The following is a 12,966-nucleotide window of genomic DNA, read 5'->3' as shown; positions in this document are numbered from 1 at the left end:
CCAAAGACAGCATACATAAGCCATTTATCAACCTTTACGCCACCCCCTTCAAATCCTCAATCATCTCCAGGGTCGCCGCTCTGGCCGCCTCGGCATAGGCCTCGGGTTGATAGAGCCCTGCGTATTTTTCAGCTTGATACGCAAACGTAATCCCACGAGAGGAATTCACAATTGCGCCCAAACCATCCGCATTAAAGCAAGGCTTAACATCAGCCGCTCCTCCCCCTTGCGCCCCATAACCCGGAACGAGAAAAATCGCAGTGGGCAACAATTTACGAATCACCTGAGCCTGCGCCGGATACGTCGCACCCACCACGGCACCCATAAATCCATACCCGCTTTCACCCACATCCTCCGCTCCCCATGACTCAATCAAATGCGCCATAAGCTCATAATTGGTCATACGACCCTCGGAGCCAAACCCTTCATTCACTTTTTCATCCAAAACTTGATCCTGCAAATCACCGGACGACGGATTCGAGGTCTTGAGCAACACAAACATGCCTTTGCCATGCTTGCGACAAACTTCATTGAACGGCTTAATGCCATCATATCCGAGATACGGATTCACGGTGATCGCATCCACATCGAGTGACGGAACTTTCCCATTAAACAATTCCACTTCTCCCAAAAACGCATTCGCATACCCCTCGGCCGTGGACCCAATATCATTACGTTTGGCATCCGCAATCACGAGCAAACCCTTGGATTGCGCGTATTTGCACGTCTCTTCAAATGCCCAAAATCCGGAAAAACCATATTGTTCATAAAATGCAATTTGCGGCTTAACAATCGGAACCAAATCACACACCGAATCGATAATTCCTTTATTAAACTCGAGAATCGCATTCGCGGCCGCGGCAAGCGTTTCGCCATATTGTGCAATATAACGCGCTTTAATGAATTCCGGGATACTCTTAAGGCGCGGATCTAATCCCACGCACACCGGGTTCTTTTTCGCCTTGATCGCAGCCACCAAACGATCGGCAAAATGACCTTTGGCTTTGGGACCTTCAACTTTGTTTGTCATAAGATAGAAATTTTAAAAGGATGATTAGAACCCCATCTTCGCGCCCCACGCCGGTGGATTTTCTTTAAATTCCAACACCACAGCCTCCTGTTCCGGCTTGATCGAACCGCGTTTGGCCGCAAGTCCGATAAGAGACCTGAAACCGGTCAAATACGTGAGTTTGATGCCAGCGTCATTTAAAATCGGATCCGCCTTGGGTAATTCCCACGACACAATAGAAAAAATATCCGTGACTGTGGCCGGGCCTTCGCGTCGAACCGCTTCCGCCGCTTTCACCGAACTGCCGCCCGTAGAGATCAAATCTTCCACAATCAAAACCGTTTGTCCGGCTTTAAGATCGCCTTCAACCTGTTTGCCTGCGCCATGATCCTTAGGTTCTGGCCGAATATAAATCATGGGCAAATTCAATTCATACGCCAAAAACGCAGCCCACGGAATCGCAGCGGTCGCCGTCCCCCCAATCACGTCCGGCATCTTAATTTCACCTTTGGCCACTTTATCCTGCAAAACCGTTTTCCAGGCCTCAACCACAGCCTTGCGATGTTCCGGATAAGAGATAAGACGTCGGTTGTCGCAATACACCGGAGATTTAATCCCGGAAACCCACGTAAACGGCGGATCGGTTTTCACCTTTACCGCTCCAATATCCAATAAACGACCTGCAATCTGGTCTGCAATTGAGTCCATAAAAAAAGGTTAAAAATAAGCCAAAAAGATAATAATCAATTTGGAAGAACGGGACAAGAGGCAGTTATTTCACCTTTCTCCCCACCGCATCTCGATGGTAATTCCCAAATTCCGATTGTTCACGAGCAAACCGATGATCCATCACCGGCCCGGCCAAACATGTCGGAATTCCACTATCATCAATCACGCACTGCCCGCACACTCCAAATCCGCATTTCATGTAGCGTTCGACGCTCACTTCGCACGGCACTTCAAATTCGAGCGCGAGATTCGAAACCGCTTTCATCATGCCTTCGGGCCCGACCGTCAAAATGCGATTCACCTTTTTACCGTTTTTCTTTCCTTCCTCCAAAACACGCTTCAAAAGAACCGTATTAAAACCTTTTTCCCCTCGACTTCCATCGTCCGTGGCAATATGAACCGTCGTATTTTTCAACAACCCGGCCCGTTCAGTGAACAAAAGCAAATCCGAAGATCGAGCGCCAACAATAAAATCCACAATGCACCCGTTTCTCGCAGCCTCATGGGCCAAAAAGTACAACGGGGCAGCTCCATACCCTCCTCCCACCACTGCCAAATGTTCGCCTTTTTCATACTCAAACGGTTGCCCGTAAGGCCCACGAATCCCCACTTTATCCCCCACTTTTTTCGCAAACAACGTTTCGGTAAAAGGCCCCACTTTTGCGATCGAACATTGCAAAGAAACGCCGTCATCAAACGACACACTGAACGGTTTTTCATTCACGCGAGGAATCCACAACATCACAAATTGCCCGGGCAAAGCGCCCATGGTCACATCCAATGTGAAGGTTTTCACAAACGGATTTTCATCTTTGATTTCAAGGATTTTAACGGATCGGGGCATATCCCAGCCCATGGCGATGTCTTCCCCGCCACAGCAACATCCGCCTTCATTTTCAGAGCAACACGACATAATAATGGAATTTAAATGATTTAAAATTTCTTAAACTCGGTGCGCCATCCCCACCACCTCAGACATGTCTTTAATATTATTTTGTTCACACCATTCTTGAATCTCATGAGCAATGGCTCCAAACACCAAAGGCCCACGATAATACGTCGCCGTCCCCACTCCCACCAACGTGGCGCCGGCCATCATCAACTCAAGCGCATCGCGCCCGGTGAGCACACTTCCGGTCCCAATGATTGGAATTTTCACAGCCTTGTACACATCAAAAATTTTCTTCACCACCAACGGTTTATATCCCGGCCCGGAAACACCGCCAACCTTATTCGCCAAAATCGGCTGAGCCGTATCAATATCAATCACCATCCCAGGCCCAAACGTATTAAAGCACGTGAGCCCATCAGCCCCCGCATCTTCACACGCCTTGGCAATTTCTGCCACGTTATCCACATTCGGAGACAATTTCACGACAACCGGGATCCCGAAAGGTGCGACTTTTTCTTTCACCAATTTCGTCACCTGTGCCGCAGAAAAACAACCACACGCAAACGGTTTTCCCAATTCATCCTCCACATTCGGACACGAAATATTCACCTCAATAAGATGCGGCTTGAGCTCCGAAACCTTTTCCGCCACCTCGCCAAAATCATCCGCCTTCCCGGCCACAATACTGGCAATGAGCGGCGCTTTGCACGACCCATCCTCTTGCGTGGCCCATTTCAAATAAATCCCAATTTCCTCACACGCTTTTTCCATTCCCGCATCCGGCAAACCCACAGCATTGATAAAAAAATGCGGAGTCCCAAACATGGTGGGATTGGGATGGCCCTTGTGCTCCTGCGTCCAAATAGACTTAATGGTCACGCCACCCGCGCCATTTTCCACCACATTTTTAAGCGAATTCCCGGTCACGCCCAAAATCCCGGATGCCAAAACCACAGGATTGGGAAACATCACATTGCAAAATGAAATAGAAGAATCCATAGGGAAAATTTGAGAATATTAAAACCGGGACTCAGTATATAACGAGCACTACGCGGATAAAAGTGAAAATTCTCTTCTAAGCCACAGCTTTAACTCCCTCCATTTCCGCCACCATTCGATTGTGAAGATGCACTCGAACTTTCGCGGCAATCGTACGATTCCGTGTAAAAATCTCAACCAAAGCGTGTGCGATTTCCCCCAATTCTCCTTGCCCCATCAAAAACGCAGCTCCCCTCACCAAAGCCAACCCCACCGTCTCTCGTGTTTTGGCTGAACCTTGTAATTTTTTAATCAATTTTTCATTGGTAGCGCGATCTGCCGAATTGAATTCCAAAACGCCATAATACAACAACGCTTTCAAAAAAGCGGACCGTGCATCATAAGGCATTCTTGCAAGAGGCCCCAAAGGCAAAACCGTTATTATAAAATTTTCCAATAACGTAAAATCGCTTGCAATTCGAACTTGTTCCTCTCGGGGCTTTGCATTCCATTTTTCAGCAAATCCTAAAACAATGGAATTCTTTTTTAAGCCCTCCACCACGTCCGCCACAGCCTCAACCGCCTCTTCCGAACCAAGTTCTTTTGAACCCGCCAAAACCGATTTCAAGGCTGCCAACAATTCACCAAGAGATGCGTCTTTTTCCGGGGATTCACTATCTTCGTTAGAAGGCTTTCCATCATCAGGCAAATTATCACCTTCATAAGGCTCAGGTTTTTTCTCAAATTTAAGAACTTTCTTAGTTTCCCGAGAAGGTCGTGCATCTGAATTTGAAGAATCCGGGCCTTGATCATCGTAAACATCCACATTTTTATCGTCTGCCATAAATAGAAAGGTTAAAGAATGAGCCTGTCCTCATCGTACAACAAATACATCAAAAAGTCCATGAAACCGCAGAGGGAAGGGGAAATCAAGCTACCTCAATTTCTCTCCCCAACGGCTTCCCCAAAATTTCCCCATCGCGAAACACGACCTCCCCATTCACCACGGTCAAAACCGGCCAGCCGCGCAACAAACGGCCCGCATACGCGCTCCACCCGCATTTAGTATACCGCGCGCCAAAACCGCCATTCTCCACCGTATGTTCATCCGTCATATCCACTCCTGTAAAACTCGCCGAACTCCCCACCTTTAACTCTCCTCCAGACTTCAATCGGAACACGCGCGCCGGCCCCTCGGAAACCACTCGCGCCACCTGCTCGAGCGTCAAATCTCCATGATGAACAACATCCAACAACAACGGCAACATCGTTTCCTCCCCCGGAACCCCGGACGGCGCCTTGGAATACGGCTGTTTCTTTTCATCCATGGTATGCGGCGCATGATCCGTGGCCACCATATCCACCAACCCGGACCGAATCCCTTCCAAAAGCGCTTTGCAATCCGCCTCAGTGCGTAACGGCGGATTCATTTTGGCAAAATTTCCCTGTTTCGCGAGTTCTTCTTCGGTCAAAAACAAATGGTGCGGCGCCACTTCGCACGAAATTCGATCCGACTTAAATTTCGCAAATTCCTCCAATTCTCGCCCTGTACTCAAATGTGCAATGTGCATACGCGTTCCGTATTTTTTCGCCAAATGAAGCGCCAATTTCACCGAACGATACGCCACTTCCCCATCTCGAATTTTGGAATGAAGCGTGGGGTCTTCCAATCCCGAAAATCGTTTTAAATTTTCTTTCATCAACGCCTCATCCTCGGCATGAACCACAATGAGCCGATCCTTTTCTGAGGCTTTTTTAAAAATTTCCTCCAAATACGACGGCTGATCCACCAACAAATTTCCGGTTGAACTCCCCATGTAAACCTTAAACGCCACGGCATCCGATGCCAAATATTCATCAATGTTGGTGTGGCCCGTCGCCGAATCAAAAGTCGCACCCATATAAAGCCCATAATTCACATACGCTTTTCTTGAAATCAATTTGCGTTTTTCCTCCAATGTCTCACGTGACGCAATCGACGGCTGATTATTGGGCATATCCAAAATCGTCGTAATCCCACCCGCTGCCGCAGCCCGACTCCCGGTCTCAAAATCCTCCTTTTGCGTGCCTCCCGGTTCCCGAAAATGCACATGCCCATCCGTGACATTTGAAAAGATAAAAAGTCCACGCACGGAGCGCAGCGAAGTGCGCTCCCCCGCATCCCGCATTCCTTCTTCCCTCCCCATCTCCTCCACTTTCCCGTCTTTCACTAAAATATCCATCTTCTCCTGCCCCTTTGACGTGACCAAAACCCCGCCTTTAAAAAGCAATGAAGTCATAAAATTTTTATAAAATTTAAACTTTTCCAAGCACCAACGCCATCAACGCCATCCTCACCGCCACTCCATTCGTGACTTGTTCGAAGTATTTAGCGCGCGGATCCAAATCCACTTCGGTTTTCAACTGCCCGTCCACGCGAGGCAACGGATCAATCACAATCATCTTTTTCTTGACTTTTTTCATCAATTTATTTGAAATCGAATACGCTCCGCGGAATTTTTCAAACTCTTTTTTCGTGGCAAATCGTTCCTCTTGAATCCGCGTATTGGAAAGCACATCCAGCTCACCAATCACTGATTCCAAATCATCAGTTTCGCGAATCGAACAACCCATTTCTTTCAATTCTTTTTTAATCGTTACAGGCAATTCCAACCCGCGCGGCGCCACACAAATAAAAGCCGGCTTAAATCCGGTCGGACCAAAATGCTTGAGCAATTGACACTGCGCATGCACCACTCGACTGTTTTTAAGATCTCCAACCAACCCGTATTTCAATCCGCCGAAATATCCAAATTCCTTATGAATCGTAAATAAATCCAACAACCCCTGCGTAGGATGATCCGCAGGCCCATCTCCGGCATTCAGCACCGGTACCATCGCGCCTTGAGCCAACTCAGCCACCGATCCGGCAACCGGATGACGCATGGCAATCACATCTGCAAAAGCACTCACCACGCGCCCGGTATCCTGCAACGTTTCACGCTTTTTCACGGACGAGGTTTCCATCATCATATAATTGGAAATCACTTTACCGCCGAGTCGCAACATCGCGGTTTCAAAACTGAATCGCGTGCGTGTGGACGGCTCAAAAAATAACGTGGCCAACACTTTCCCTTTCAATAAATTCGATGTTTTTTCTTTTCGCGCAAAAGGTTCCATTTGTTTTGCCACCTCCAAAACGCGCTCAATTTCCCGCTTGGAAAACTGTGCGGCGGACAAAATGGATTTTCCTTTGAAATTAATCATGGGGTGCACTATTTATAGCACAATCCCGGGCTCCTTCACAATTTCTCCGCACACTTGCGCCTCGATCCCATGCTGTACCGCAATCGCAATCGCTTTTTGTTCTTCCCCGGGAGCCACAATCACCACCATTCCATTCCCCATATTCCAAGAACGATACGCCTCGTCACGCGCCACATTTCCCACCTTAATCGCGTGTTGCATCAACGCGCACGGTTCAAAAAGAGTCGGCAATTTTACTCCGAGTCCGGCCCGTTTTAACACACGCCCCAATTTACCAACAATCCCGCCTCCGGTGATATGCGCCACACCATGAACTTCGCATTGTTTTTCATCCGCAAATCCACCAAACATATCACACACCGCCGCACAATATAACTGAGAAGGTTCCAATGCCAGTTCACCCATCGACTTTCCATCCAGTTTTTCCGCATGCCATTTTTCACCATAATTGTCTTTCATCACTTTTCTCAATAATGAAAACCCATTCGATCGAAACCCTTTTTCTCGAAGCGTCACGACTTTATCGCCCACTTTAATCTCGGCCCCGGTAAACAGTCGATCCTTTTTCGCAAACCAAATCGCCGCCGAACCCCAATTGTAATTGAACGCCCCATACCCGGAAATTCGCGCCCCAAGCTCTGCAATTTCCCCATTGATCACGGCCACACGCGCCGCCTTGGCCGCAGTGACATACCCGGTCGCAAGCTGTTTCATGAAATTCAAATACGAGGCCCCCTCTTTCCCAAGCGAATTCACATCCAAAATCGAACCAATCAACACCGGCTCCCCGCCATAAACCACCGCATCATCACAAACCATGGCGAACAAATCAAAAGCCACGGTATCGTGCCGTTCAAGCCGTTCCGCGAGCTCCACTTTGGTCCCCACCCCATCAAATCCCATACACATCACGCTTCCCTCGGGCAATCCTCCCACATTCATCACGCGCACTCCGGAAAAATCATCTTTCGGGGTCACAACCTCCCCCAACCGCCCTTCACGATTCTTCCATGTCAACTTGGCCGCTTCATACATCACTTTTGAGGCATCATCGCCCAATTCAATGTTCACACCCGAGTCGGCATAAGTGGTCATAAAGGTAAAAATTAATAATAGTGAATCTAAATCAAGCGTTAGTGTAAAAGAAAATCAGATAAAAGCAAAATCATCGAACGGTACAGGGTTGACAAAAATAAAAAAATAAGTAAAACTACGGCACTTCCTCAGCCATCTCCATTGATATTTATTTTTATGGATACCCCATCCCAAGGACAAGAAGAAGAAGAATCCTCTCCGAAAACCACTCATAAAGTAGCTCTCCTTCATCTATTACCTCCAGAGGCTATCCCGGAAATCCAGGCCCCGGTAGAAGGATACATTAACGCCCTATCAGCCGCCAACGATACGAAGGGTTACCCCACTGAGGGAGAAGAATATTTTAATACATTCGCGGAATTTACAAGATGGCTAAGAAACTGGCTCCATCGTCAAGATGAATTTTCTTTAATTGAAAATTTCATCATTCATCATCGCACTCTCTTAGAAGAAGAATGGCATGAGGCTGATTTAACCGTAGAATGGGAAAATGATTCTCAAGGAAATCTTATGGCTTTGTATGTCCACACCAAGGAAGACGATGAAGAGTCCGGATATCTTGTACTCTCCGCAACGCGCGCCTCTACAAGAGATGTGTTTGAGGAAGACCTTTATTATCGTTGCGACACAGCAACACCAATGGAAATTTTTGATGAAGAACTGGGAGAAGCATGGGAAATAAAAATTCCAAATGGGGATCGAACCACTTTAAATAAAGACGCACTCTCTTTAAGTGCAGGCTGGAGAAAAACCATTGAATTAGAAACCGAAAGCCACCACATGGATTCAAACATAACCCTTGAAGTTAAATGTGATGGTTTTATGGAAATGTGTATCTATTTAAGTGATATTTTTAATATTTCACCAGAACATATTAATGCCCTTCTCAACCCCAAAAATCTTTATACAAAAAACGTAGAAATAGAAAGTCGATTAGCTCTTTTAGAAAAAGCAAGTGAAGGCTTAAAGGCAGAAGGAATAGTCAATGAAGATCAACCCGACAACGATGAGCACTGGAGTTTCCAAATAAACCCTTTATATAAAAGAAATGACAAGGAAATCTGGGTGCTAAACATCATGCACATCTATGATCGATCAGGGAAAACTTGCTCTGAATATTTTGGCAGTATTACAATCACGCGCCATTCGCTCGAACTTCGCAAAATTTCTACTTAAAATACTCCACCGCATTCCTGAAAATCTGAACCCCAGGACCTTCTTCGGGCAATTTTTCACCATCGCGATCCGCTTGTTCACGGAGCAAAGTCCAGTCGTCTTCGTTGTAAAAATTCCAATTGCGTTCCGGGTGCGGCATGAGCGCCAACACACGTCCGGTCGGATCACACACTCCGGCAATATCTTCCATCGCACCATTCGGATTGTACGGAAATTCTCCCTTAGCAGGAGAACCGTCAGGCTTCACGTATTGAGTTACGATTTGATCCCCGGCTTTCAACGCCTCAAGCACCTCTTTCTCCATATAAAATCGGCCTTCTCCATGAGAAATTGGACAATGCAAACGTTCAATCCCTTTCATCCACACGCATTTTTGACTCACGGTTTTCATGTCCACCCAACGACATTCGTAACGCGCCGACGCATTCCAACACAACGCAATTTCACGCTTGCCATATTCTCCATTGAATCCGGGGACCAATCCCAAATTCGCCATGATCTGACATCCGTTACAAATTCCCAAAACCAACTTATCTTCTTTCACAAATTTCACCACATCGTCCCAAATATTATTTTTCACTTTATTCGCGTACGCAATTCCGGAACCCACATCATCCCCGTACGAAAATCCTCCGGGGAAAACCATAATTTGATGCGCCTCCATTTGCTTGGGATTGGCGATCAAATCATTGATATGAACCACCGAGGCTTTGGCCCCGACTTTTTCGGAAATAAATTTAGTTTCTTCTTCACAATTGATGCCGTAACCGGCGAGAACAAGAACCGAAGGTTGAGATGAATTTGTCATTGTTTAATGAATTTAAAATCTAAAATTTAAAATCTAAAATTTCCATTAATACCCCTTAAACGTGGACCGATACGCTTGATCCAACGCCCCCACATCCGTGTTCACCACAATATTGTCACGCACGCCTTTTACAATAAATCGTTTGTCATCACGCACTTCCCCCACAAGCCCAAACGACAATCCCTCAAACAACGTTTCAAACGCTTTTTGTTTCTTGGGATTTACGGTCACGATGAGACGACTTTGCGATTCGGAAAACAACAAATAATCGGGACGAATCAATCCATCTTTCACATCCTTGAGCGGCACATTGCGTAAGGAAATTTCCAAGCCGAGTTGTCCGGCAATGGCCATACGGGCCAAGGAAACTCCCAGCCCCCCCATGGCCACACTTTCCGCAGAAGCCACCAATCCTTTTCGAATCGCGGATTGCAAAACTCGATACATTTCAAACGCCTTTTTCGCATCCACTTGGGGCACATGATTTCCCAAAAAGCCCAAATGATCAAAATATTCACTTCCCCCCAATTCCTCTCCGGTTTCGCCTAAGACATACACCAAATCCCCGGGCACTTTTACATCAAAGCTCACGCATTTTCGATAATCCGGAATCACACCAAATGAAGAAATGAGCAACGTGGGTGGAACAGAAATTTTCACTTTATTCCCTTCTTCATCATAGCCTTTAAAATCATTGAACATACTGTCTTTCCCTGACACAAACGGCGTTTTGTACACCGTGGCATAGTCGTAACACGCCTTTGCCGCTTCCTTGAGTTGGCCGAGACGTTCTTTTTCATCCGAACTGCACCAACAGAAATTGTCGAGCAACGCGAGCTCATCGAGGTCGCCTCCTACAGACACGGCATTACGAATCGCGGTATCGATCGAACACGCCGCCATATGATACGTGTCGATTTCGCTGTAACGCGGATACAACCCTTGTGAAAGAACCACTCCTTTTTCAGAAGAAAGCACCGGGGCAATCACGGACGCGCGACTGTTCACCCGACCCTTACCCTGCACCGGCCCGAGGATCGTAGCGGCCTGAACCACATGATCGTATTGATGAGAGATAAAATCATAACTGCACACATTGGGACGTGCCAAAATCATACTCAAAGTTTCGGTCAAATCATTAGGGCAAGCGCCTTCGGGTTCGGGGTAAACCATTTTGGTATACGTGGTTTCAAGATGTTTGGACGGAAGTCCGTCGTGCAAAAATATCAAATCAATATCCATCACTTTTTGGCCATGATACGTCACCGTGCATCGACCAGAATCATTAAAATCTCCAATCACCACGGTCTCCACTCCACGACGTTCCATCAAATCAATAAACGCAGCGAGTTTAGCCGGCGGGACCGAAAGCGTCATACGTTCTTGCGATTCACTGATCCAAATTTGCCACGGATCAAGTCCCGGATATTTCAACGGAACATCGTCGAGATTCACGTCACAACCTCCGCATTCTTTCGCCATTTCTGCAACCGAACAAGATAAACCTCCGGCTCCATTGTCAGTAATACTGGTATAAAGATCCAGATCGCGCGCTTCTTTCACCACGGCATCGCTCAATTTTTTCTGAGTAATCGGATCTCCGATTTGAACCGCGGTCGAGGGACTTCCACTGTCCATGGCTTCGGAGGAAAATGTCGCACCATGAATTCCATCAAGTCCCACGCGTCCTCCAATGATCACGATTTTATCTCCGGCATTGACTTTCTTTTCCCATCCATTTTGACCACACACTTTTCGTGGAATCAACCCAAGTGTGCCCACAAAAACAAGGGGTTTTCCTTTATATTTCGCATCAAAATACATAAATCCTTGCGGCGTCGGAATCCCGGAACAATTGCCTCCGGCATTCACCCCATCGATCACCCCATCCATAATGCGTTTCGGGGAAAGCATCTTTTGCGTCTTATTCGCGCCTTTATAAAGAGGCTTGTCATCCTTGGGATCGGCAAAACAAAAACCATAGCGATTCGCGATCGGCTTAGCGCCTTTTCCAAAGCCAATGGCATCGCGATTCACACCCACAATCCCGGTGATGGAACCTCCAAACGGATCCAACGCCGACGGACTGTTGTGTGTCTCAACCTTATCCGTGACCAACCATTGATCATCAAAAGCAATTCCTCCGGAATTATCTTTAAAAACCGATACGCAGAAATCTTTACCCCCGCGTTCTTTTCGGATTTCATTGGTCGCGCGCTTGATATAATGATCGTAAATCCCATCTTGAATTTCATCCATGGACGCGGCAAAAATCGTGTGCTTGCAATGCTCGGACCAGGTTTGCGCAAGAGATTCAACTTCCACATCCGTGGGTTTGCGACCTTCTTTTTCAAAATAATCTTTGATCACTTTTACCGAAGCCAAATCGAGCGCGAGTGGCCCTCGATGCGTGCCATCTTTATTCGGAACCCCGGCTTTCCCGATGGCCTGCAATTCTTCATCCGAAACATCAAGATTCACCTCATCTACGGACGGTTCATGCGGCAATTTCACACGAGGAACACGAAGTCCCATCCCGCCTTCTTTGGCAAATTCTTCCGCATTTTTTACATAAATACGTTGAATGAGTGAGTTAGCCATGGATTCGCCAATGGTTTGCACTTCTTCCTTGGTGAGAGAACCCTGAATGAACGTCACCTGCGACGTATAAACCGCTTCGGGATCCACAAATTTAATCTTTAACAAATCTTGGATAATCTCCTTGGCCGTATGCCCAACATTGTCCGTCACTCCGGGGTGATACCCAATCTCCAACGCAAAATCGAATGCCGACATCTCGGCGGGTTTATCCACCGCAAATCCTTGCGTCACCGGATTAGACAACGCTTCGCCTATTTTTTGTAATTCTTCGGGAGAAAAATCTTTGTCGAGCGTGTACACATCCACAATAAAAACCTCTTTAATCCGAGCACCATACCCGAATCCACTCAATTTGCGCCTGCGCACGGAAGCACGGGTATCGGGCACACGGGAAAACACTTCAATTCGATGAGCCATTTTTAAGGAAATTAA

At 47.0% G+C, this 12,966-nt stretch carries 11 protein-coding genes; 1 reads left to right on the top strand and 10 read right to left on the bottom strand.

Features of this window, described 5'->3' with window-relative positions:
• Positions 1–34: 34 nt before the first annotated feature.
• From pyrF to WC882_04510, 8 genes are all read right to left on the bottom strand, one after another.
• Positions 35–1,030, bottom strand: coding sequence for an orotidine-5'-phosphate decarboxylase (gene pyrF, locus WC882_04545; protein MFA5842903.1), 996 nt, complete (start codon positions 1,028–1,030; stop codon positions 35–37).
• A 24-nt stretch (positions 1,031–1,054) separates the two neighbouring features.
• The gene (gene pyrE / locus WC882_04540) at positions 1,055–1,717 is read right to left on the bottom strand and encodes an orotate phosphoribosyltransferase (protein MFA5842902.1); all 663 of its coding nucleotides are present in this window, start codon (positions 1,715–1,717) and stop codon (positions 1,055–1,057) included.
• Between the two features lie 64 nt (positions 1,718–1,781).
• The gene (locus WC882_04535) at positions 1,782–2,651 is read right to left on the bottom strand and encodes a dihydroorotate dehydrogenase electron transfer subunit (GenBank protein MFA5842901.1); all 870 of its coding nucleotides are present in this window, start codon (positions 2,649–2,651) and stop codon (positions 1,782–1,784) included.
• Between the two features lie 30 nt (positions 2,652–2,681).
• The gene (locus tag WC882_04530; GenBank protein ID MFA5842900.1) at positions 2,682–3,629 is read right to left on the bottom strand and encodes a dihydroorotate dehydrogenase; all 948 of its coding nucleotides are present in this window, start codon (positions 3,627–3,629) and stop codon (positions 2,682–2,684) included.
• 76 nt (positions 3,630–3,705) lie between these two features.
• The gene (locus WC882_04525) at positions 3,706–4,452 is read right to left on the bottom strand and encodes a hypothetical protein (protein MFA5842899.1); all 747 of its coding nucleotides are present in this window, start codon (positions 4,450–4,452) and stop codon (positions 3,706–3,708) included.
• The gene (pyrC, locus tag WC882_04520; protein ID MFA5842898.1) at positions 4,439–5,887 is read right to left on the bottom strand and encodes a dihydroorotase; all 1,449 of its coding nucleotides are present in this window, start codon (positions 5,885–5,887) and stop codon (positions 4,439–4,441) included. The genes WC882_04525 and pyrC overlap by 14 nt, the downstream gene beginning before the upstream one ends.
• Positions 5,888–5,903: 16 nt before the next feature.
• Positions 5,904–6,854, bottom strand: a complete 951-nt coding sequence (pyrB, locus tag WC882_04515; protein MFA5842897.1) for an aspartate carbamoyltransferase — start codon at positions 6,852–6,854, stop codon at positions 5,904–5,906.
• A 12-nt stretch (positions 6,855–6,866) separates the two neighbouring features.
• The gene (locus WC882_04510; protein ID MFA5842896.1) at positions 6,867–7,949 is read right to left on the bottom strand and encodes an AIR synthase-related protein; all 1,083 of its coding nucleotides are present in this window, start codon (positions 7,947–7,949) and stop codon (positions 6,867–6,869) included.
• 156 nt (positions 7,950–8,105) lie between these two features.
• On the opposite strand from WC882_04510, the gene WC882_04505 reads away from it, so the two are divergent.
• On the top strand, positions 8,106–9,125 hold the full coding sequence (locus WC882_04505) for a hypothetical protein (protein ID MFA5842895.1): 1,020 nt from the start codon (positions 8,106–8,108) through the stop codon (positions 9,123–9,125).
• Here WC882_04505 and purQ read toward each other — a convergent pair.
• Both purQ and WC882_04495 read right to left on the bottom strand, forming a co-directional pair.
• Entirely contained in the window at positions 9,118–9,933 is an 816-nt protein-coding gene (gene purQ / locus WC882_04500; protein ID MFA5842894.1) for a phosphoribosylformylglycinamidine synthase I, read from the bottom strand. The two genes, WC882_04505 and purQ, sit on opposite strands and share 8 nt — an antisense overlap.
• A gap of 45 nt (positions 9,934–9,978) precedes the next feature.
• On the bottom strand, positions 9,979–12,951 hold the full coding sequence (locus WC882_04495) for an AIR synthase-related protein (protein ID MFA5842893.1): 2,973 nt from the start codon (positions 12,949–12,951) through the stop codon (positions 9,979–9,981).
• Between the last annotated feature and the right edge of the window lie 15 nt (positions 12,952–12,966).

This window comes from Candidatus Gracilibacteria bacterium (genome assembly GCA_041658685.1).
Taxonomy (GTDB): Bacteria; Patescibacteriota; Gracilibacteria; order UBA1369; family UBA12473; genus JBAZZS01.
This window is presented reverse-complemented; position numbering and strand designations above follow the sequence as displayed.